The organism is Pseudomonas sp. 10B238, assembly GCF_000970615.1.
Lineage (GTDB): Bacteria > Pseudomonadota > Gammaproteobacteria > Pseudomonadales > Pseudomonadaceae > Stutzerimonas.
Genome location: NZ_KQ033936.1, coordinates 130,356 through 151,914 on the forward strand (window position 1 = coordinate 130,356; position 21,559 = coordinate 151,914).

A 21,559-nucleotide genomic window follows, 5' to 3' on the forward strand; every position below is an offset into this window, starting at 1 on the left:
CCTTGCTTACGGCTCGGTTCGATCGATGAATTTCACATCCGAAGGTCGCCCCATCGGCAACGTCTGCACGGTATCGCCCAGCTTGCCGCTGTCGGGGTCGCGCTGGACGATCACCAGTGCATCACTCTTCTGGTTGGCAATGATCATGAACTGGCCGCTCGGATCGATGGCGAACTCCCGCGGCTCGCGGCCCTCACTGTCGCGCTGCTGGATCTCGCGCAGATTGTCGTTCTCCTCGATGGCGTAAACCATGATGCGGTTCTTTTCGGCGCGGTCACTGACGTAGAGAAAGCGACCGTCCGGTGAAGGATGAATGGCGCCGGGCGAGTGCAGGCTGACATCGCCCCCAGCGGCTAGATCGACCAGTTGACGCTGCACCAGGCTGCCATCGACATGATCGAAGCGCGCAATCTGAGCGCTCAGCTCCAGCGTCGCGTAGGCCTGGCTGCCATCCGGGCTGAACACCAGGTGACGCGGGCCGCTGCCGTCCGGCAGGCTGATGAAGGCCGGGTCGGCTGGCGACAACGGGCGCTCGGCGTTGGTCGGGTCGTAGCGATAGACGAAGATCTTGTCGGCGCCCAGGTCGCTGACGAACAGCGTCTTGCCGTTGGGCGACATCACCGCAGAGTGTACGTGAGGCGATTGCTGGCGTTCCGGGTGCACTTCGCTGGCCTTGTGGGTCGCGATCTGGGTGACCGGCAAAAGCGTCCCATCCTTGGCTAGCGGGACCACCGCGAGGCTGCCACCCGGATTTGCGCGCGACCCGTAGTTGGAGACGAATAGATAACGCCCGTCGCGGCTCTGGCTCAGGTGGGTGGGTTCGTCGCCCAGGGTGATCTGCTGCTCCAGAACCGACAGCTTGCCACTGGTCGGCGCCAGGATGAATGCGCTGACCCGACCCACCGGATCAGGATGGCCCGGCCCGTTCTCGTTCACCGCGTAGAGCCGGTTGCGGTTGAGATCCAGCGTCAACCAGGACGGGTTGTGGGTCCGTACGACCTGTAGCGGTTGCGGTTCGATCTGGCCGCTTTCGGCATCGAACTGCATGCGATAAATTCCTTCGCTGTTTCCTTCGCTGGTGTAGCTACCGATCAACATCTGATGCATGGGGGCCGCTGCTCCGCTGGTACAAATGGCTAGGAGTGCCGCGGCTATGCCGTGGCGAAAGGTGCGTGGTTCGTGCATGCCTGCATCCTTTTGATGGCGGCGCGTGGCTGGGAGCCGTTCTTGCCTGTGGATCGTCTTTGACCAACTTACTGGCGGTACGTTGTGAAGCTCTCTGCCGAACTGCGTAGGGCGATCTGTGTCATTTCTCTGACTAGACCATTGCCCAAGAGAAAAGCTCGGGCATTATGAAAGGGCCAATCCCACCAGACTTCATCCCGAACCCTTCCGGGCACTGACTCTCATCAGCGTGGCTTATCTCTCATGGAACTACCTGCTTACCTTCAGTCGCTCCAGGAACGCACGGCCGCCGTCGTTGAAGCCGAAACCGCGCCGCGCTCTTCTCAGGTGGACCAAGCCGCGCAGTGGCCAGCCCATTCGATGAAGGCGCTTGGCGAAGCAGGGCTGCTGGGGCTGATGGTTCCAGCCGCGCTCGGCGGCCATGGCCAAGGACTACTGGGGCTGAGCGTGATTACCGAAGCCATCGGGCGGGCTTGTCCGTCGTCTGCGCTATGTTTCGGCATGCATTGCGTGGGCACGGCGGTTATCGCCGCCAAGGCTACCGAGTTCCAGCAGGAGCACTATCTGCGGGCCATCGCTGAAGGGCGTCACATCACCACGCTGGCGCTGTCCGAGCATGGTTCCGGTGCGCATTTCTACGTACCCCAGACCCGAATCGAGGATACCGGCCAGCATTTTCTCGTCGACGGCACCAAGCAGTTCGTCACCAATGGCGGACACGCCGACTCTTATGTTGTTTCCTCGGTCGCGAGTTCGGACAGTGATGCTGGCGACTTCAGCTGCCTGATCGTCGATTCCGACAGCGCTGGCATGAACTGGCTCGATCCCTGGCGGGGTTTCGGCATGCGCGGCAACTCATCGCGTCCGCTGCATCTGGATCGGGTGCAGGTGAGGCACGAAAATCTGCTCGGAGAAGAGGGCGACCAGGTCTGGTATGTCTTTGAGGTAGTCGCGCCGTTCTTTCTGATGGCCATGGCCGGCACCTATCTCGGCCTGGCTCAGGCTGCGCTCGACGTTACCGGTGAGCACTTGCGGGCGCGGCGCTATACCCATTCGGGCGAGTCGCTGCGCGATATCGAATCGATGCAGACGCGTTACGCCGAAATGTGGATGGCGGTTGAGAAGACCCGTGCGCTGATTCGCGAGGCGAGTCGGCGCGGCGACATGAACCATCCCGAGGCGCTGCCGTTCATCCTCTCCTGCAAGGCTGACGCCGGTGACACGGTGGTGCGAGTCACCAATGAGGCGATGACGCTCTGTGGTGGAGCTGCGTACCGGGAGAACAGCCGCATCGGCCAAATGCTGCGTGACGCCCGTGCCGCTCACATCATGAGTCCTACGACCGATTTGTTGAAACTCTGGGCAGGCCGTAGCTTGCTCGGCCTGCCACTGCTTTGAAGAGGACCGAGGCCGTGCAATCGCTGCTCTTGCTCACCGCCGTGGCAAATCAGGAAGCACCGCGCCGCATGCTTGAAGACATTGCGGTAGCGCAGCAATTACGGCTGGATATCCTTGACCAATCATCATTAAGCGAGCGGCTCCAGACAGAAGATGAACCCTCGCTGGTGCTTCTGGCACCTGGGCTTGGCAAGACGTTGTCGCTGGCCCGCGCGGTGCGCAAGCGATGGCCGCAATGCGAGCTGATTTTTCTCTGCCTGCCGGGCGGCGTCGATACGCTTCGTCAGTCGTTCGGTATCGCACCGCTCATTGGGACGCACTGGTCCATCGCCGAGATGGAGCGTGACCAGCTCGCCCGTGAGGTGGCTCGCTCGCTGAACGCGGGGCGGCGGCGTAGCAAGCTGCGAACCACGCTGGACCGTGCCAATGCGACGATTGCAAAAATCCGTACGGAGTTCGAAGGCATATCGCAGCGTCGGCTAAACGCCGATTACTACGTGCACAACATCATCGACGCCGCCCGTGATGCCATTGTCGGGCTAGATACCACGCTTGAGGTGTTGTACTGGAGCGCTGGCGCTTGCGAGTTGTTCCGGCTCTCTGCTCGTGACACGGTCGGGCGGCAGGCCGAGCAGCTGCCGTTCTGGTCGGAAGTGCTGGTAACCGCGGTGCGCCAGGTGTTGTCGGGTAGCGGTACGCAAAGCCATGAATGCAGCTGCGTAGTCGGGGAAGTCGAGCTGGCCCTCGAGGTCAACGTCTCGGCAGTGAGTGGTGGCGATGGTTTGGCCGTGGGCGCGTCCCTGACTATCCGCGACATTACGGCACTGGCCGCGGAACGCCGCGCCAACGCAGAGCGGGGGCGTCAGCTGAGCGAGGAGCGCCAGCACCTGCATCGGCTGTTTGAACAGGCGCCCGGCTTCATCGCCATCACTCAGGGTCCGCAGCACGTTGTTGAAATCGCCAATCGCTCGTTTCACCAGCTCGTTGGGTTACGTGACGTGATCGGCCTGCCCGCTGCAGTCGTGTTTCCTCAGATTGAGGGACAGGACGTTGGCAGCCTGTTGCAACGGGTCTACATCACCAGGCGGCCCTACGTGGGTCGCGGCACGCCAATATTGGTCACTCGTGCTGGCGAAGAGCAGCCGCGCAGAGGCTATGTCGATTTCGTCTTCCAGCCGGTGCTGTCCGAGCAGGATCAGCTCACTGGCGTTTTCTGTCAGGGCCATGATGTAACTCAGCAGGTACTGGCGCAGCTGGCGCTGCAGCGCTCACAAGAGGACCTGCAAGCGCTGGTGGACGAACGGACCCGGGAGCTGGAGCAGAGCCGTCACGCGCTCTACCAGTCACAGAAATTGGAAGCTATCGGCAAGCTGACCGGGGGTGTGGCCCATGATTTCAATAACGTGCTTCAGGTCGTCAGCGGCAATCTACAGCTGTTGCGTCCGCTGCTGAGCGGCAATCGCCTTGGTACCGGTCGGCTCGATGCAGCGACCGGCGCAGTCGACCGGGGTGCCAAGCTGGCGGCGGAGTTGCTTGCCTTTGCCCGCAAACAGCCTTTGCGTCCGGTGCCCACGCATCTGGCCCGTCTGTTGCGCAACATGGATGCACTGCTGCGCCAGGCACTTGGCGAGGCGATCGAGATCGAGACGGTCATTTCCGGCGGGCTGTGGACCACCATGGTGGACCCGCACCAGCTTGAAAACGTCGTGCTCAACCTGGCGATCAACGCGCGCGATGCGATGCAGGCCAGCGGCAAGCTGACGCTGGAACTGAGCAACGCGATGCTTGACGAGCTGTATACCCAGACCCAAATCGATGTCGAGCCCGGACAGTACGTGCTGCTGGCCGTGTCCGATACCGGTTCGGGCATGTCGGCGCAAACCCTCGAGCATGCGTTCGAACCCTTCTACACCACCAAGCCCGAGGGCGAGGGCACCGGCCTCGGCCTCAGCATGGCTTACGGGTTTGCCAAGCAGAGTGGCGGGCACATACGGATCTACAGCGAGCCCGGCAGCGGCACCACAGTAAAGCTGTATCTGCCGCGAACCGAACAGCCGGAATTCTTAGCCGTGCCACTGCCGGTCGGGCCGGCTGTGGGTGGCGACGAAACCATTTTGGTGGTCGAGGATGACCTGGCGGTGCAGGGCACAGTAGTCGAGCTGCTCAATGGGCTCGGCTATCAGGTGCTGCGGGCCAGCGACGCGCAGAGTGCCCTGAGCATCCTGCAAAGTGGCCTGCGCATCGATGTTTTGTTCACCGACGTGGTCATGCCCGGCGCGCTCAGCACGACTGAGCTGGCACGACAGGCCAAGCTCTTGCTGCCCGATATCGCTGTTCTCTTTACCTCCGGCTACACGCGTAACGCCATCGTCCACGGCGGCAAGCTCGATACCGGCGTCGAGCTGGTGAGCAAGCCGTACCGGCAGGAAGAGCTGGCGCGCAAACTGCGGCAATTGCTGGCATCTCGACAGGCCCCGGCGCTACCTCCCGAAGCGGTGCGGCCAGCGGTATTGGTGGTCGAAGACCAGCTGCAGTTGCTAGCCCTGACCTGCGAGATGGTTCAGGAGCTGGGGCTGACCGCAGAGGGCTTTCCTTCGGCCGAAGCAGCACTACCAGCCCTGCGCGAGAAGCACTTTGAGTACCTGTTGGTCGACGTGAACCTCCCAGGCATGTCCGGCCCCGAGTTTGCCAGGCTCGCCTTGCAAGAACAGCCGAAGTTGCAGGTCGTGTTGCTCTCTGGCGAAGGTGCGGTGGAAACCGGCATTCCGGCACGCTCGTTGGGCAAGCCCTATACCTTCGAGCAGCTCGAGGCGATCCTCAAGGGCTGAGTTTTTTCAGCAAGCTGTCGATTTCCGGCACGGCCAGACGACCAGTACACAAGAGAAGCCGCTCCCGAGGAAGCTGCGATGCGCTATCTGTGCCTGGTCTACCTGAACGAAGACGCCGTGGCGGCACTGCCACCAGGCGTTTACGCCGCGCTCGATGCCGAATGTTGCGAGTACCACGCGCAGCTGCGGCACAGCGGCGAGCTGGTCGTCGGCGAAGCCCTGCAGCCGGTGTCGAGCACCACCACGGTGCGCCGACAAGGCGACCGCCTGCTTCTGCACGACGGGCCAGTGCGCGAGGGGTACGAGCAGCCCGCGGCCATCTATCTGTTCGAGACCCAGGACCTTAACGGCGCGATCCGTCTGGCATCCCGCCTGCCATCGGCGCGGTTGGGTTGCGTCGAGGTGCATGCGCTGGAGGCGCGAGCGCCGCCTTGAGTGCCAACGACTGTGATCGGCCCGAACCATCGACCCCGAGGATTACGACATGAACAACCTTACCCAAACGCAGGACGAAGCCCGGATCCGCCAACTCACCGAAACCTTCCAGCAGGCCACCGTGCGCAAGGATCTGGACACCATCATGGCCCAGTACGCCGCAGACGTACGAGCCTTCGATGCGGTTGGCCCGCTGCAATTCAAAAGCGCCGAGGCGTACCGCCAACACTGGCAAAGCTGCTTCGATTTTTGCCAAGGCGAAGGCTTTTTCGACATCAGTGAGCTCGAGATCAACGTCAGCGGCGACCTGGCCTATAGTCATTTCCTGAGCCACTGCGGAGGCACCGATGAAAAAGGTGACATGCAGTCCGGATGGATGCGCGGCAGCCGCTGCTGGCGTCGTCAGGAGGGCGACTGGAAGGTCGTCCATGAGCATTTCTCGATGCCATTCGACATGGCCAGCGGCCAAGTCAATTTCGGCATCGAACCCGAACCACAGGCTGGCGTAGCCGGCTGATCGACCCTTCGTTCCGTCGCGGCTGCCAGGGTGGCAGCCGACGGGCGCCATCGGAGAATGAAATGAAATACCTGTGTCTGGTCTATTACGACGAGCAGCGCGTGGATTCGATGACTGACGAGCAGTGGGCGGCGCTGGTCGAGCAATGCATTGCCAATGGTGATCGCCTGAAAGAGAGCGGCCACTTCATTGCGGGCGAGCCTTTGCAGTCGGTGCGTACCGCCAAAACGGTGCGGGTCCGCGAGGGCGCGGTTTCGGTCGTCGACGGCCCGTTCGCCGAAACCCGCGAGCAGCTGGCGGGCTTCTATCTGCTCGAAGCGCAGGACCTGGATGAGGCCCTGCGCTTGGCGGCAAAGATCCCGCCCGCGCAACTGGGCAGTATCGAAGTTCGCCCGTTGCGCCAGTTACCTGATCGTTAATCGATGCCTGAGCGGGGCAGGCCGACACCAACCGATCATGTCGGTAACAGGCCGACTCTGGCCGAAATCGACATTCTTTACCGCACTCAATCGCGGCGGGTGTTGGCGACGCTGATTCGTTTGTTGGGTGATTTCGAACTGGCCGAAGAAGCCTTGCACGACGCCTTTATCGCGGCGGTGCAGCAGTGGCCGCATGATGGTTTGCCGTCCAATCCCCGTGCCTGGCTGGTCTCGGCGGGTCGCTTCAAGGCTATCGACGGGCTGCGCCGGCGGGCACGTTTCGATGCATCGCTGAGCCTGCTGGCCGATCAGCTGGACAGCCATGAAGAACCCGAATGGGAGCGTGAAGACCTCGAAGACGATCGCCTGCGACTGATCTTCACCTGCTGCCACCCGGCGTTACCGGCCGATGCGCAGGTGGCGCTGACGCTGCGTGAGGTCTGCGATCTCAAGACCGAAGAGATCGCCCGAGCCTTTTTCGCCTCACCTAGCACCATTGCCCAGCGCATCGTCCGCGCCAAGCAAAAGATCCGCGATGCGGGCATTCCCTACCGGGTGCCCACACGCGAAGAGCTGCCGGCTCGGCTGGATAACGTGTTGCGGGTGATCTATCTGGTCTTCAACGAAGGCTATTCCGCCTCCAGCGGCAGCGAGCTGACCCGTGCAGACCTCAGCGCGGAGGCCATTCGTCTCGGTCGTCTGCTGCTCGAACTGTTGCCGGACCCCGAGCTGATGGGGTTGCTGGCGCTGATGCTGCTGCACGACTCGCGTCGCGCCGCGCGTACCGATGAGGCCGGCGAGCTGGTGCGCCTCGACGAGCAGGACCGCAGCCGCTGGAATCAGGTGCAGATCGCCGAAGGTGCCGCGCTGGTTGAGCGAGCGCTCGCCTCCAGGCGCTTTGGCCCTTATACCGTGCAGGCCGCCATCGTCGCCGTACACGCCGAGGCCGCATCTTCTGCTGAGACTGATTGGGCGCAGATTGTCGGGCTCTATGACCTGTTGCTGCGCATCAGCCCGTCGCCGGTCATCGAGCTCAACCGCGCGGTGGCGCTGGCGATGCGTGACGGTGCCGCGGTCGGGCTGGCCGCGATCGACAGCTTGCTGGCCCGCGGCGAACTGCGTGACTACCACCTGCTGCACGCCGCCCGCGCTGACTTCTGTCGCCAACTGGGCCGCTTGGACGAGGCCCGCGAGGCCTACCGAACCGCGTTGGCCTTGGCTCAGCTGGAGCCGGAAAAGCGCTTTTTGCAGCAGCGGCTCAATGAGCTGGATATCGGGCCGCGGGAGGCTTGAAGGCGATCGCGAGCAAGCTCGCTCCTACAAGGAATTGCTGCGCGTCCGCGCGGAGTTAGTCACCCCGACGGCTTTCTGCGAGTACCGTTGCAGCGCACGAAGCATGTCTGCACCCGGCTCAAGGCCACATTCGCACAAGCTTTCGTAGGAGCCAGCTTGCTGGCGAAGCGGGCCTCCCCAAGGTGTACTAAGGATTCGCGAGCAAGCTCGCTTCTACGGGTGTGACCTTGCCGGAGAGCGCATCTTCAGCTCCTTCCTCGGGTCTAGTCGCTTCACCGGCCTTCACGACGAGACCCGAATTGCCGTACAGGGTGTAGGTGAGGGCAGTTTCCGGGGTAGGGATAGTCAGCGGAGTCGAGGTTATGGCCGCGATCAACTGCCCTGTACTGATCGCTTTCCGCTTGCTGTCGCTGCACCTCAGGGCCCGCTTATCGTAGGAGCGAGCTTTGCTCGCGATCCGCTGCTGCACGGTGCGACGGGATGGCCAGCAACGGCTCGGCGTGCCTTGGCTTCTACAAAAGCATGCAGGCTGATCGGCCCCGATCCCGGTTCCCTTGGCAACTGCTCAACCCTCTGCAGCGCCGGCGGGCAGGTAATCGCTGCGGCTCAGCCCGTGGCGTTGCATCTTTTCGTTGAGGGTGCGGCGGGGCAGCTGCAGTTGCGCCATGACTTCGCTGATGTTGCCTTTGTGCTGTTGCAGGGCGCTGTGCAGGCACTGGGCTTCGAAGGCTTCCATCTGGTCGGCCAGTGACGTGCCGGTGATGGCTGTCGGGGGCGTGGCGGGTGGAGGTGGCGTCAGGCCCAGGGCGTGGCGCTCGGCGGCGTTGATCAGTTCGCGCACGTTGCCTGGCCAGTCGTGGGTCAGCAGCTGCGCCAGTTCAGCCGGGCTGGCCGGGACCGGATCGCGGCCGTGGCGTTGTGCGGCCTGGGTGGCAAAGTGATCGAACAACAGGGGAATGTCCTCGCGGCGATCACGCAGCGGCGGGATGTGCAGTTCGGCGACGTTCAGGCGGTACAACAGATCCTCACGGAAGCGCCCACCACGCACCTCTTCCAGCAGGTCCGGCTTGGACGCGCTGATCACTCGCAGGTCGACCTCGATGCTGCGGTTCGAGCCCAGCCGTTCCAGCGTTTTTTCCTGCAGGACGCGCAGCAGCTTGACCTGCTGGGCCAGCGGCATGCTCTCGATCTCGTCGAGAAACAGGGTGCCGCCGTGGGCGTGCTCGATGCGGCCGATGCGTTTGCCCTGGGCGCCGGTGAACGCGCCGCTCTCGTGGCCGAATAGCTCGCTTTCGAAGATGGTTTCCGGAATCGCCGCGCAATTGAGCGCGACGAAGGGGTTGCGCGCCCGCGGGCTGAAATCATGCAGGCAGCGCGCAACCTGCTCCTTGCCGCTACCGGTGTCGCCGCGAATCAGCACGTTGACGTCCGTGCCCGCCAGCTCCAACACCTGGCGGCGAAGGTTCTCCATGGTCCGCGAGACGCCCAGCAGCATCGACTCGATGCGGCCTTTGCGGGTGAACTGTTCCCGCAACTGCCGGTTCTCGCAGACCAGCCGGCGCTTATCCTGGGCGCGACGGACACTGTCGAGCAGGCGCTCCGGGGTGAAGGGTTTCTCGATGAAGTCGTAGGCGCCCTGGCGCAGCGCCTGGACCGCCATCGGCACATCGCCGTGGCCGGTCACCATGATCACCGGCAGCTCCGGGTCCACCGCCACCAGCTTCTCCAGCAGGCCAAGGCCGTCCAGGTCCGGCATGCGCACATCGCTGATCAGCACACCGGGAAAGCCCCGGTCGACGATGGCCAGGGCTTCCTGGGCGCGTGCGCAGGTACGCACACTGAAGCCCGACAGCTCCAGCCACTGCTGCACCGCCTGGCGAATCGCCGCTTCGTCATCGATGAAGATCACCTGACCGCTCATGCTTCACTCCTCCTGTGAGTGGCCAGTCTACTCGTCGCCGTGCGATTCGGCCGCCGGCAGATGCAGCTCGAATACCGCGCCCTGCGCATCGTTGTGCACGCTGAGGCTGCCGCCAAGATCGCGCACGATGCCGTAGGAGACGGCAAGGCCGAGGCCGAGCCCGTGGCCGACCGGTTTGGTGGTGAAGAACGGCTCGAAGACCTGATCCAGATGCTCGTCAGCGATGCCACCACCGCTGTCGGCGACACTCAGCGTCCAGCCGTCGCCCTGTGGCTGGCAGAGGATGCGCAGCGTTTTGGTCTCGGCATTGCACATGGCGTCCAGCGCGTTGGTCAGCAGGTTGATCAGCACCTGCTCCAGGCGAATTGCATCGCCATTGACCCAGGCCTCTGACGGCACCTGACAGATCACCTCGACGCCTTCGCTGCGAATGCGCGGGCCGAGCAATTGCAGCGCCTGGTCCAGTACCTCGGCCAGGCTCAATTGTTGGCGCAGCCCGGCGGGGCTCTTGCGCGCGAAGGTCTTCAGGTGACTGGTCAGCGCGGCCATGCGTTCGAGCAGGCCTTCGACCTGGCCGATGCCTTCGCGCACGGCGTCGGTGCGGCCGCTGTCCAGCAGCAACCGCTGGCTGGCCAGTTGCATGCGCAGGGCGGTCAGTGGCTGGTTGATTTCGTGGGCGAGGGCGGCTGACATCTGCCCCAGCGCGGCCATGCGCGCGGCATGCACCAGTTCATCCTGTGCCGTGTTCAGCTCGCGGGTGCGTTCCTCTACCAAACGCTCCAGCTCGTTGCGGCTGCGGCGCTCCACACGCAGGGTCTTGCGCCGCTGGGCCAGGTACAAGAGCAGAAACGCGAGCGTCATCCAGACGCCCGCCGCGGCCAGGCGATAGCTGCGGACGTTGGCGGCCACCAGTTGCGGCTCCTGCAACAGGTGCAGGGTCCAGTCTTCCTCCGGCAGCGCCAAGCGTTGCCAGAGGTAGTCGCGGCGGCCATCGGGCCCGTCGACCAGGCGCCGCTCGCTGTTATCGGCGATACGCTGCAGGCTTTGGCTGGCCAGCGGCTGCAGGTTCTGTTCGGCGTAGCGGCGGACCGCGACGAGGCGGTCGCGCACGGCGTCGCTGAGCGGGCGCAGGTAACGGAAGCGCCAGGCCGGACGGTTGGTCAGGATGACGATGTCCAGCGAGTCGGAGATCAGCAGGATGCCGGACTGCCCGACCCATTCGCGCTGCATGTCTTCAAGTTCGAGCTTGACCACCAGCACGCCGATCACTTCGCCGTTGGCATTCTTGACCGAGCTGGAGAGGAAATAGCCGGGGATGCCGGTGGTCACGCCGACGGCGAAGTAGCGGCCCGAGTCGTTGGCCACCGCATCGATGAAATAGGGCCGGAAGGCGTAGTTGTTACCGACGAAGCTGCTCCAGTCGCGCCAGTTGCTGGCCGCCAGGGTTTCGCCATGGCGGTCGAGCAGGTACAGCACCGACGAGCCTGCGGCCTGATTCTGCTCCTCCAGTCGATGATTGAGCTGCTCACGCAGGGCTTGGTCGCTGGGGTTGTTCAGCAGCGCCTGAATGTCACTGTCGAGCGCCAGCAGCGCGGGCACCGAGCGGAAGCGTTGCACCTGGGTGTGGATCGCTTGGGCATATAACTCGAGCTGGCCAGCGGCCTCCTGGCTGCGCTCGGTCCAGGCACGTTGCTCGGCGATGCGCCCGGCCCAATACATGCTCAGCAGTAGCCCGGCCAGAATAAGCGAGGTGATCAGGGCGACGCGGTAGCGGCTGGTCTGGGCTGGCATGGTCGGCTCGCGATAGTGGAGTCGCATGGTAAAGCGCGGCACACGTTGGATTCCAATACCTGTACATCTTTTGGGTAATGTACAGGCCTGGTTGAATGGTGGCACGATAATGCCGTGTCGTCCGAGATGTTGACCGGCTAGCAGGGACGACAGGTTACAGCGAGATCAGCTCTACCTACCGTTGCGTACTGTCGTCTAGAGGCGCCCATGCTGAAGAAAATTCCTGCCGATGCGGTGCGTTTAGGCATGTATCTCCACGCATTCGAAGGCAGCTGGCTTTCGCATCCGTTCTGGAAAAATAAGTTCATCCTCGACGATCCTGAAGATGTGCAGCGTCTGCGCCAGAGCGGGCTGACGGCCGTTTGGATCGATACCAGCAAGGGCCTCGATGTCGTCGATCCGGCGGTGGTGCTGTCCACGACGCCGGCCTCGGCTCCTCCGCCTGAAGCGCCGACCGCTCCGGTCGTGGCGCGCTGCAGTGCGCGTGATGAACTGCAGCGTGCTGCCCGTGTGCTCAACCGTTCGAAGAAGGCGATCACCGAACTGTTCAGCGAGGCACGGCTGGGCAATGCGATCAACGTCGAAAGCTGCCTGCCGTTGGTGGCGGAGATCAGCGACTCGTTGGCGCGCAACAGCTCGGCGCTGATCGGTCTGGCGCGGCTCAAGCACAAGGACGAATACACCTACATGCACTCGGTGGCCGTTTGCGCCCTGATGGTATCGCTGGCCCGGCAGCTCGGTCTGAGCGAAGACCTCGTGCGTGAGGCCGGGCTAGCGGGGTTGTTACACGACGTGGGCAAGATGGCCATGCCAGTGGAGGTACTGAACAAACCCGGCAGCCTGACCGATGCCGAATTCGTCGTGATGCGCAGCCATCCCGAGCGGGGGCATGCGCTGCTGCTGGCAGCAGGGTCAATTCCCGCATCCGCACTGGACGTCTGTTTGCACCATCATGAGAAATACGACGGCAGCGGCTATCCGCATCGCGTGCAAGGCGAGGCCATCAGCTTGTTCGCGCGGATGGGTGCGGTCTGCGATGTATACGACGCCATTACCTCCAACCGTCCTTATAAGAAGGCATGGAACCCGGCGGAATCGCTGGCCCGCATGGCGCAATGGACCGGCCACTTCGATACCCAGGTGTTTCACGCCTTCGTACGCTCGGTGGGCATCTATCCGCTCGGCTCCTTGGTGCGGCTGGAATCCGGCCGGCTCGGTGTGGTGATCGACCAGCACACGGAAAAACTCACCGAACCGCTGGTGCGAGTGTTCTTCTCGGTAAAGGCCAAGACGCCAATCCAACAGCTGGACCTAAACCTCTCTCGGCCGGGTGCGAATGACCGCATCGTGGGCCGGGAAGATCCTGCTCAGTGGGGCTTCGGCAACCTGGATGACTTCTGGCGGTAGGCCGGTCATGCCGGCCTTGGAGGCGCTCCACCAGGCCCGCCGGGCGCGTCGGGGGCGACGGCGGAGGCTCGGACGGCCGCTGTGGGTCGCGCCAGGCGGCTTGCTGCGCTATCATCCGCGGCCTGTTTTCAGCGGCTTCGAGCTGTCGAAGCCCGCCACCGAGTAAATTCTGTCGCATGATCTGGCTGCCCAGTCCGCCTTAGCGCAATGCCCCCGCCTCGCCGCGATCGCCTGTAATCGGATGCGGGCGAACACGGCTGCGCGCCACGTCGCATGTGCGCGAATCGCACGTTAATCGAATTCAGAAACTAGCCTTGTATCAACCGCGTGCCGCCTCCGGCCTGCCGGCGATGCCTTTGCTTTGGAAATCACAATGCTTCACTCGATCAAACAAAACTGGTTCTGCAACATTCGTGGCGACGTGCTCGCCGGTCTCGTCGTCGCGCTGGCGCTGATCCCAGAAGCGATCGCCTTCTCGATCATCGCCGGGGTCGACCCACGCGTCGGCCTCTATGCCTCCTTCTGTATCGCCGTGGTGATTGCCTTTGTGGGCGGCCGTCCGGGCATGATTTCCGCCGCCACCGGGGCGATGGCGCTGCTGATGGTGACGCTGGTGCGCGAGCACGGCCTGCAATACCTGCTGGCGGCGACGCTGCTCTGTGGTGTGCTGCAGATTGGCGCGGGCTATCTGCGCCTCGGCTCGCTGATGCGCTTCGTCTCGCGCTCGGTAGTCACCGGCTTCGTCAACGCACTGGCGATTCTGATCTTCATGGCGCAGCTGCCGGAACTGACGAACGTCACCTGGCACGTCTACGCCATGACCGCCGCCGGGCTCGGCATCATCTACCTGTTCCCCTACGTACCGACGATCGGCCGGATCATTCCGTCGCCGCTGGTGTGCATCCTGACGCTGACCGCCGTGGCCATGTACCTCGGCCTGGATATCCGCACCGTGGCTGACATGGGCGATCTGCCGGATACCTTGCCGATTTTCCTCTGGCCCGAAGTGCCGCTGAATTTCGAGACCCTCGCGATCATCTTCCCGTACTCGGCCGCGCTGGCCGTGGTCGGCCTGCTGGAGTCGCTGATGACGGCGACCATCGTGGACGACCTGACCGATACCGGAAGCGACAAGAACCGCGAGTGCAAAGGCCAGGGCGTCGCCAATATCGTCTCTGGCATGTTCGGTGGCATGGCCGGCTGCGCGATGATCGGCCAGTCGGTGATCAACGTGAAATCTGGCGGTCGCACCCGGCTGTCGACCCTGATCGCCGGCGTCGTGCTGCTGCTGATGGTGGTGTTCTTGAGCGACTGGGTCGGCCAGATACCCATGGCGGCGCTGGTGGCCGTGATGATCATGGTCTCCATCGGCACCTTCAGCTGGGATTCGCTGCGCAACCTCAAACGCTACCCGCTGTCGACCAACATCGTGATGGTGGTAACCGTGGTGGTGGTGGTCTTCACCCATAACCTGGCGTACGGCGTGCTGGCGGGCGTGCTGCTAGCGGCGCTGTTCTTCGCCAACAAGGTCGGCCATTACCTGCATATCGACTCGCAATTGGACGCCGACGGCAACCAGCGTACCTACCGGGTGGTGGGCCAGGTGTTCTTCAGCTCGTCCGACAAATTCACCGCCGCGTTCGACTTCAAGGAGGCGCTTTCCCGCGTCATCATCGACCTGACCCATGCGCACTTCTGGGACATCACCGCGGTTGCCGCGCTTGATAAGGTCGTCGTCAAGCTTCGCCGTGAAGGTACCGAGGTCGAAGTGCTGGGGTTGAATGAAGCCAGCGCGACCATCGTCGACCGCTTCGGTGTACATGATAAACCCGAAGCCATCGACGAGCTGATGAGCCACTGACCAGGAGCACAACAATGAACAACGTATTGGCTTGCATCGACGGTTCCCCACAAGCTGCGGCCGTCTGCGATTGCGCCGCCTGGGCCAGCCTGCAGCTGGATGCACCGCTGACCTTGCTGCATGTGCTCGACCAGCAGCAGTACCCGGCAGCCGGCAACCTCAGCGGCATCATCGGCCTCGGTAGCCGCGAGTACCTGCTCGAAGAACTCGCCGCGCTGGACGAGAAGCGCAGCAAGCTGGCGCTCGAGGAAGGCCGGATGATGCTCGACTCAGCCAAGCAGCGCGTCGTGACTGCCGGCGTGATGCAACCGGACGTCCGCCAGCGCCATGGCGACTTAGTGGAAAGTCTGCGCGAGCTGGAGTCCGACACGCGCCTGCTGGTGATCGGCAAGCAGGGTGAGGACAGCGGCACCGACCTGCAGCTCATCGGCAGCCAGCTGGAAAGCGTGATTCGTACCTTGCACCGGCCGATCCTGGTCACCCCCGCGAGCTTCTCTGTGCCCAACAGCGTCATGCTCGCGTTCGATGGCAGCGCTACCACCCGCAAGGGCGTAGAAATGCTGGCCTCCAGTCCGCTGTTCAAAGGCATACCGATCCATCTGGTGATGGTCGGTGAGGATACCGGCGACAGCCGCGCACTGTTGGAGTCCGCGCGCGATGCGCTGACGGCGGCAGGCTTCGAAGTGCACATCGCGATTCGTGCCGGCGAAGTAGGACCGACCTTGCATGCCTACCAGGCCGAACATGGCATCGGGCTGCTGGTGATGGGCGCTTATGGGCACTCACGGATTCGCCAGTTCCTCGTTGGCAGTACGACCACCAGCATGATTCGCTCGACCACCACGCCACTGCTGCTGTTGCGCTGAATTGGCGTTAGGCTGCCAGTAAAGCAAGCGTCTTACCGCCAGGGCAGGCCCCGTTTCGCCCGTTGACCCGTGTGTTGCCGGAACAGGTAGATGCAACCGGGTTTGGCTGTCGGATGAAGCGTGCGGGCAATCAACCGACTTGCCTGAAATAAGAAGCCCACCGTTGCTCGGTGGGCTTTTTCGTTGGCCAGGGCGCGGCGCGGGCATTCGTTAACGGTAGATGTCTGCCCGCGACCAAGGCAATTCATGTCCGCCATCAGGCAAGGGTTTACTCGCCAGGATCTGATGCAGGTTGATCCAGTTGCGGCGAAAGCCATAGGCACAGCCTGCCAGATACACCCGCCAGATGCGCAAGGCGCGTTCTGGAACCATCCGCTGCGCCTCTTGCAAGCGCGATTCCAACCGCTCGCTCCAGAACTGCAGGGTACGTGCGTAATGCAGGCGCAGGCTCTCCACATCGACGATTTCAAGCCCTGATTCGCTGATGCAGGCACCGATGCTCGTCAAATGCGGCAGCTCGCCGTGGGGGAACACGTATTGGTCGATGAACTCGCCCGCGCCATGGGAAACCGGCCGGCCATCGGTGTGCCGTGAGGTGATGCCATGGTTGAGGACCAAGCCGCCTGGGCGAACCACCGCGGACAGCTGTTGGCAATACAGCGGCATATTGGCGTGCCCGACATGCTCGAACATGCCGACACTGACTACCTTGTCGAACTGTCCCTCCTGGGGTAAGTCTCGATAGTCCATCAGCTCAATCTGGACGCGATCTTCCAGCCCCTCGGCCGCGACCCGCGCTCGGCCGAGCTTCAGCTGTTCGGCGCTGAGCGTTATGCCGAGCACCTGTGCCCCGTATTCACGAGCGGCAAACCGCGCCAGCCCACCCCAGCCACAACCGACATCCAGCAACCGATCGCCGGGCTGCAGGCGCAACTTGCGACACAGGTGCCGGAGCTTGGCCTGCTGCGCCTGATCGAGGTCTTCGCTGCCCGTCTCGAAATAGCCGCAGGAGTAGACCATGTCGCGGTCGAGCCAGAGCTGATAGAACTCGTTGGACAGGTCGTAGTGATAGGAAATCGCCTCGGCGTCAGTGGCCTTGTCATGGGCTTCACGCACCGGCAGCTGCGAATGTTGGTCGCCCAGTGCCCGGCTGATCTCGTCGCCGATGCGGATCACCTCTTCCAGCGGGCCGTGGAGATCGACTTTGCCTTCGACGTAAGCGCCGCCAAGCAAGGCCAGGCTGGGGTGGGCCAGCTGCGGAATCAGATTGGGATCCTTGATCTCCAGTGTCACGCTGGGGGCGGGCCCGAGATCGAGCTCGTTGCCGTCCCAGAGCCGCAGACGCAACGGCAACTCCAATTCTCGCAAGGTAGGAAGCAATGTGGCCAACATGCTCGTTCTCCTGGATTTGGCGTGCATGAAGCCTAGACCAGCTTTTTTCCGCTTGCGCTCCATCGGCCGATGGTTTCGGCTATCGGGAAATGGACGGAAATGATTGGAGCAATGTTAGGAGTGACGGCTGTTTGCGAAAGCCTTCGCCCCAGATGCAGTGGGCTTTGCAGGCGGTAACCTGTCGCTATAGCGACAGCGATAAACTTGTTTCGTGTACTCCTGTTGAACCTACGGCCTGTTTGGCGTGCGAACAATAAAAGGCAAGTGATGACCGATTTCGACTGGCATAGCGATTCGATAACGAACGAAACAGTGGTGAACGCTAGCTATAGAAACACGCAGAACGTACGAAGGTTCATGGCCGAGGCTTGCGGGCCCGATTTCAAGTTCGACCGGGATTTTATGGGCTGGATAAAGGATGGAACATCCAAAACCATGGGGCAGGTGGCCTGCGAGTGGCTGCGGCGTCATGAGCGCTGACGCGCTGCCCGGTTAACGAGGCTGCTTCGAAGATGGCGGAAGGCAGTGGGAGTCGAACCCACCCAGGAACGGCTGCCGCCCCCAACCGGGTTTGAAGCCCGGCCGCACCACCGGGTGCGATTACCTTCCGAGAAGTTTGACCTGTTGGTCATAAGCGTGCGACAGCCTACCTGAGCTCGGTATCCGAGGCCAAGGCGCTGTCGCGTCGCACCTTGCGTTCGTTGCCGAACCGACGGGTAAGGCCGATGCGGTCGAAATGTTCGAGCAGTTGAATGCTGCGTTTACGGCCCAGCTGGATCTGGTCGCGGAAGGCGGCGGCGCGGATCACGCCGGACTGGCGCTCCATGTCCAGTACCTGGCTGGCCAGTTGGCGAATCGTCGCATCGGGGTAGAAGAGGTCTTTGACGACCTGCTGCAACTCGCCGATGCGCGACAGCTTGCGCAGCAGATGTCGGATGCGGTCCTCCTCGACATCCAGCGCGCTGGCCAGGTCGCGGACCCAGGGCGGGTTGAAACGCGCCGCTTCGAGCAATGGCCAGAGTCGGGCCTTCAGGGCTTCTTCTTCCTCGCTCAGGCGAACCCGGTGTCCGGGAAGGTGCAGCCACGGGCCGCTGGCTTCGATGGTGCCAACCGCCAGCAGGCTTTCCAGCAGTGCCAGGTAGGCCGGTCGCTCAAGCTGAGGTAGGGCGTAGCGGCGCAGGCGATCACGATCCGGCCCAAGCTCGTCCGGTTGGGTTTCGTGAAAGCGTTGCAGAGCCGCTACCAGGCTTTGACCGAGGTAATCCCAGGTGCCGCGTTCGAACAGCCTCGGGCCCAGCCGCGTATCAATCTCCAGCGCATCGTCTGGCAGTTGCCAGGTCTGCCGGGGGCGATTGAATTGCCGCTCCAGCAAGGCGGGGTCCAAACCGTTGAGGGCGCTTGGCAGCAGCCCCGGCAAAATGTCTTCGAGAGTGTCGCCAGCCAGCGCGCGCAGCACCGCAAGGCGCGCCTGACGGTGTCGATTGCGTGGCGGTGCGGACGGGTCGAGGACGCGGCCGCCGCCAAGGGTGCGCTGGGCGGATTGATCGCGCAGCACCACGCGGTCGCCATGCACGGCGTGCGCGGGTGCATTGAGCAGCAACTGCGCATGCACGTGCCCACCGGGAGCCAGACATTCGCCTTCTAGCAGGGCGATACGGCCGGTAACGTCCTGGGCACCAAGGTGGACGTGTACCGGTGTCCAGTGGCGCAGCTCACGGGTTTCGCTGGGAAGGAGCGTGAATTCGATGTCGATACGCTGGCTGCCGGCGTGCAGTTCGGGCGTCACCAGCCAATCGCCGCGCCTGATATCAGCCACCGAGAGCCGCTCACCGCTGAGGTTGAGGGCGACGCGCTGACCAGCCTTAGCCTCGTGGGCCTTCTGACTCTGCGCATGCAGCCCGCGGACGCGGACCCTGCGGCCGGATGGCCCCAGACTCAGTTCGTCACCCACCTTGACGCGACCTGCGAAGGCGGTGCCGGTCACGACCACGCCAGCGCCAGTCACGCTGAACGCCCGGTCGATGGAGAGGCGGAAATGCCCGTCTTCGCGGCGCGCGCGCACTTCGCTGGCCTGCTCAAGCAACTGGGCGCGAAGCGCGTCAACGCCTTCGCCGGACACGCTGGACACCGGAAGGATCGGCGCGCCGCAGAGCGGCCCAGCCTCCAGCAGTGCTTCGACTTGCAGCTGCACTTCGGCGATGCGCGATGGCTCGACCCGGTCGATTTTGGTCAGTGCCACCAGTGCCCGGCGGATGCCCAGCAGCTCGACGATGGCTAGGTGCTCGCGGGTCTGCGGCATCACGCCGTCATCTGCGGCGACGACCAGCAGCACGCAGTCGATACCGCAGGCCCCGGCAAGCATGTTATGCACGAAGCGTTCGTGACCGGGTACGTCGATGAAACCGGTCAGGTCGGGTTCGCCCAGTGAGGCGTAGAGGTAGCCGAGATCAATGGTAATGCCGCGCAGACGTTCTTCCTGGCGCCGGTCGCCGGCCTGCCCGGTCAACGCCTGGAGCAGGGCCGTCTTGCCGTGGTCGATGTGTCCCGCGGTGCCGATGATCATGATGCCAGCGCCTGCTCGAGGTGCGGCAGTTGTCTGAGAAATGCCGGCTCGTCATCCAGCTGGCGCAAGTCGAGCCAGAGCGCGTCGTCGGCGACTCGACCCAGAATCGGGATTGGCAGGTCACGCAGTGCCTCTTCTAACATCCGCAGGTTGCGGCCACGCAGACGCCTGGGTTGTTGCGGGCGAATGCACAAGGCGGCGCTTGGCAGGCGCGCCACGGGTTGTGCACCACTGCCGATCATGCCGAGGGCGTCTTCAACCGCGACCTGCCAGGACTCGCCCAAGGCGCCGGTCAGCGCCGGTGCCAGGCGTTCGGCCTGGCTGCGGATGTCCGGCTGCGGACGGCTGAGCAGGCGCAGGCTGGTCAGTCGTTCACCGAGGCGATCCGGATCGCGATAGAGGTTGAGCACCGCTTCCAGTGCGGCAAGGGTCAGCTTGTCGACGCGCAGGGCGCGTTTGAGCGGATTTTTCTTGATCTTCTGGATCAGCTCGCGGCTGCCGACGATCAGCCCTGATTGCGGGCCGCCGAGCAACTTGTCGCCGCTGAAGGTGACGATGTCGGCACCGTCGCGCAGGGCGTCCTGCACGGTGGGCTCCTTGGGCAGGCCCCAGCGCGAAAGGTCGACCAGGCTGCCGCTGCCGAGGTCTTCTAGTAGCGGCAGACCGTGCGCATGGGCAATCTGCGCCAGCTCGGCGGTAGCGACGCTGGCGGTGAAGCCCTGCACGCTGTAATTGCTGGTGTGCACGCGCATCAGCAACCCACTGCGGGGGTTAATCGCGGCTTCGTAATCCTTGGCGTGGGTGCGGTTGGTGGTGCCCACTTCGTGCAGCTTTACCCCGGCGCGGGCCATGATGTCGGGGATGCGAAAGGCGCCGCCGATCTCGATCAGCTCGCCGCGGGAAATGATGCCTTCCTTGCGTGCGCCAAGGCTGTTCAGCGCAAGCAGCACGGCGGCGGCGTTGTTGTTCACCACGGTGACGGCTTCAGCGCCGGTCAAGTCGCAGATCAGGCCTTCGATGAGGTCGTCGCGGTCGCCGCGCTTGCCCGTCGCCAGGTCGAACTCCAGGTTCAGCGGATAGCGCGCCGCCAGAGCGATCGCCTCGATGGCTTCATCCGGCAGCAGCGCGCGGCCGAGGTTGGTATGCAGCACCGTGCCAGTCAGGTTAAAGACGCGGCGCACTCGGCTGCGGTGCTGATTGGCGAGCCGTTCGCCCGCGCGGCCTGCAAGCACTGCTTCGGACAGCTCCAGCGCCGCCAGCTGACCGTGGCGGGCCGGTTCCCGCAATTCATCGAGCAGATCGCGCAGGGTGCCGAGCAGGGCGTCGCGGCCATAACGCTGTTGCAGTGGCGCACAGGCGGGAGCGCGCAGCAGTTTGTCGACGGAAGGTAGGCGAACGCTATTCATCGTGGGTGTACCCAGTACTGGCGTGCGGTGAACACACCGCCCTGGCTACAGCAGTGGCGCCAACCCTTATTTCGATGCTGCCTGACACGCAGGACCTCTCGACTATTGCTGTTATGCGAACAGCATAGACGTCCATTTGCTGGCAGGGTTCAGATGGCCTCGCCAGGATGGGCAAGGGTTGGAACCGGTGGGGGTGTGTTGGGTGGGTGTGCTGACAGGCGCTGTAGGGCCGGCTCTATTCAGCCATGGGCGCGGTCGGGGAGGGCTGCTCGACGCC

At 63.4% G+C, this 21,559-nt stretch carries 16 protein-coding genes and 1 tRNA gene; 10 read left to right on the forward strand and 7 right to left on the reverse strand.

Annotated elements, in window-relative coordinates:
* Positions 1-6: 6 nt before the first annotated feature.
* Positions 7-1,185 (reverse strand): lactonase family protein, encoded by a 1,179-nt coding sequence (locus tag RT21_RS15990; protein ID WP_046163501.1) that lies wholly within the window; start codon positions 1,183-1,185, stop codon positions 7-9.
* A gap of 243 nt (positions 1,186-1,428) precedes the next feature.
* On the opposite strand from RT21_RS15990, the gene RT21_RS15995 reads away from it, so the two are divergent.
* From RT21_RS15995 to RT21_RS16020, 6 genes are all read left to right on the forward strand, one after another.
* On the forward strand, positions 1,429-2,583 hold the full coding sequence (locus tag RT21_RS15995) for an acyl-CoA dehydrogenase family protein (protein ID WP_046163502.1): 1,155 nt from the start codon (positions 1,429-1,431) through the stop codon (positions 2,581-2,583).
* Between the two features lie 68 nt (positions 2,584-2,651).
* On the forward strand, positions 2,652-5,411 hold the full coding sequence (locus tag RT21_RS16000; protein ID WP_046163579.1) for a response regulator: 2,760 nt from the start codon (positions 2,652-2,654) through the stop codon (positions 5,409-5,411).
* Between the two features lie 78 nt (positions 5,412-5,489).
* Positions 5,490-5,846: a YciI family protein gene (locus RT21_RS16005; RefSeq protein ID WP_046163503.1), complete on the forward strand. Its 357-nt coding sequence runs from the start codon at positions 5,490-5,492 to the stop codon at positions 5,844-5,846.
* Between the two features lie 49 nt (positions 5,847-5,895).
* Positions 5,896-6,363, forward strand: a complete 468-nt coding sequence (locus RT21_RS16010; protein WP_046163504.1) for a YybH family protein — start codon at positions 5,896-5,898, stop codon at positions 6,361-6,363.
* Between the two features lie 62 nt (positions 6,364-6,425).
* Positions 6,426-6,782, forward strand: a complete 357-nt coding sequence (locus tag RT21_RS16015; protein WP_046163505.1) for a YciI family protein — start codon at positions 6,426-6,428, stop codon at positions 6,780-6,782.
* 3 nt (positions 6,783-6,785) lie between these two features.
* Entirely contained in the window at positions 6,786-8,075 is a 1,290-nt protein-coding gene (locus tag RT21_RS16020) for an RNA polymerase sigma factor (protein ID WP_046163506.1), read from the forward strand.
* A 565-nt stretch (positions 8,076-8,640) separates the two neighbouring features.
* Here RT21_RS16020 and RT21_RS16030 read toward each other — a convergent pair.
* A complete protein-coding gene (locus RT21_RS16030) occupies positions 8,641-9,996 on the reverse strand; it encodes a sigma-54-dependent transcriptional regulator (RefSeq protein ID WP_046163508.1) in 1,356 nt (451 codons plus the stop codon).
* Positions 9,997-10,023: 27 nt separating this feature from the next.
* Positions 10,024-11,787 (reverse strand): sensor histidine kinase, encoded by a 1,764-nt coding sequence (locus RT21_RS16035; protein ID WP_046163580.1) that lies wholly within the window; start codon positions 11,785-11,787, stop codon positions 10,024-10,026.
* Positions 11,788-11,994: 207 nt separating this feature from the next.
* On the opposite strand from RT21_RS16035, the gene RT21_RS16040 reads away from it, so the two are divergent.
* The 3 genes from RT21_RS16040 (at position 11,995) to RT21_RS16050 (ending at position 15,921) form a co-directional block, all read left to right on the forward strand.
* Entirely contained in the window at positions 11,995-13,194 is a 1,200-nt protein-coding gene (locus tag RT21_RS16040; RefSeq protein ID WP_082082168.1) for an HD-GYP domain-containing protein, read from the forward strand.
* A gap of 373 nt (positions 13,195-13,567) precedes the next feature.
* Complete coding sequence (locus tag RT21_RS16045; RefSeq protein ID WP_046163509.1) at positions 13,568-15,055, forward strand: SulP family inorganic anion transporter; 1,488 nt, start codon at positions 13,568-13,570, stop codon at positions 15,053-15,055.
* A gap of 14 nt (positions 15,056-15,069) precedes the next feature.
* Positions 15,070-15,921, forward strand: a complete 852-nt coding sequence (locus RT21_RS16050; RefSeq protein WP_046163510.1) for a universal stress protein — start codon at positions 15,070-15,072, stop codon at positions 15,919-15,921.
* A gap of 210 nt (positions 15,922-16,131) precedes the next feature.
* On the opposite strand, the gene cfaB is transcribed toward RT21_RS16050, so the two are convergent.
* Positions 16,132-17,313, reverse strand: a complete 1,182-nt coding sequence (gene cfaB, locus RT21_RS16055) for a C17 cyclopropane fatty acid synthase CfaB (RefSeq protein ID WP_046163511.1) — start codon at positions 17,311-17,313, stop codon at positions 16,132-16,134.
* Positions 17,314-17,580: 267 nt separating this feature from the next.
* On the opposite strand from cfaB, the gene RT21_RS16060 reads away from it, so the two are divergent.
* Positions 17,581-17,793, forward strand: a complete 213-nt coding sequence (locus RT21_RS16060) for a DUF6434 domain-containing protein (protein ID WP_046163512.1) — start codon at positions 17,581-17,583, stop codon at positions 17,791-17,793.
* 33 nt (positions 17,794-17,826) lie between these two features.
* On the opposite strand, the gene RT21_RS16065 is transcribed toward RT21_RS16060, so the two are convergent.
* The 3 genes from RT21_RS16065 to selA form a co-directional block, all read right to left on the reverse strand.
* Positions 17,827-17,922: transfer RNA gene (locus RT21_RS16065), tRNA-Sec, on the reverse strand.
* Positions 17,923-17,959: 37 nt separating this feature from the next.
* A complete protein-coding gene (selB, locus tag RT21_RS16070; RefSeq protein WP_046163513.1) occupies positions 17,960-19,876 on the reverse strand; it encodes a selenocysteine-specific translation elongation factor in 1,917 nt (638 codons plus the stop codon).
* Entirely contained in the window at positions 19,873-21,282 is a 1,410-nt protein-coding gene (gene selA / locus RT21_RS16075; RefSeq protein WP_046163514.1) for an L-seryl-tRNA(Sec) selenium transferase, read from the reverse strand. The genes selB and selA overlap by 4 nt, the downstream gene beginning before the upstream one ends.
* Between the last annotated feature and the right edge of the window lie 277 nt (positions 21,283-21,559).

Coding starts and splice junctions, on each gene's coding strand:
- RT21_RS16040 (WP_082082168.1), top strand. CDS start 11,995: ATGCTGAAGAAAATTCCTGCCGATGCGGTGCGTTTAGGCATGTATCTC.
- cfaB (WP_046163511.1), bottom strand. CDS start 17,313: ATGTTGGCCACATTGCTTCCTACCTTGCGAGAATTGGAGTTGCCGTTG.
- RT21_RS16045 (WP_046163509.1), top strand. CDS start 13,568: ATGCTTCACTCGATCAAACAAAACTGGTTCTGCAACATTCGTGGCGAC.
- RT21_RS16035 (WP_046163580.1), bottom strand. CDS start 11,787: ATGCCAGCCCAGACCAGCCGCTACCGCGTCGCCCTGATCACCTCGCTT.
- selB (WP_046163513.1), bottom strand. CDS start 19,876: ATGATCATCGGCACCGCGGGACACATCGACCACGGCAAGACGGCCCTG.
- RT21_RS15990 (WP_046163501.1), bottom strand. CDS start 1,185: ATGCACGAACCACGCACCTTTCGCCACGGCATAGCCGCGGCACTCCTA.
- RT21_RS16020 (WP_046163506.1), top strand. CDS start 6,786: ATGCCTGAGCGGGGCAGGCCGACACCAACCGATCATGTCGGTAACAGG.
- RT21_RS16000 (WP_046163579.1), top strand. CDS start 2,652: ATGCTTGAAGACATTGCGGTAGCGCAGCAATTACGGCTGGATATCCTT.
- RT21_RS16015 (WP_046163505.1), top strand. CDS start 6,426: ATGAAATACCTGTGTCTGGTCTATTACGACGAGCAGCGCGTGGATTCG.
- RT21_RS16050 (WP_046163510.1), top strand. CDS start 15,070: ATGAACAACGTATTGGCTTGCATCGACGGTTCCCCACAAGCTGCGGCC.
- selA (WP_046163514.1), bottom strand. CDS start 21,282: ATGAATAGCGTTCGCCTACCTTCCGTCGACAAACTGCTGCGCGCTCCC.
- RT21_RS16030 (WP_046163508.1), bottom strand. CDS start 9,996: ATGAGCGGTCAGGTGATCTTCATCGATGACGAAGCGGCGATTCGCCAG.
- RT21_RS16010 (WP_046163504.1), top strand. CDS start 5,896: ATGAACAACCTTACCCAAACGCAGGACGAAGCCCGGATCCGCCAACTC.
- RT21_RS15995 (WP_046163502.1), top strand. CDS start 1,429: ATGGAACTACCTGCTTACCTTCAGTCGCTCCAGGAACGCACGGCCGCC.
- RT21_RS16060 (WP_046163512.1), top strand. CDS start 17,581: ATGACCGATTTCGACTGGCATAGCGATTCGATAACGAACGAAACAGTG.
- RT21_RS16005 (WP_046163503.1), top strand. CDS start 5,490: ATGCGCTATCTGTGCCTGGTCTACCTGAACGAAGACGCCGTGGCGGCA.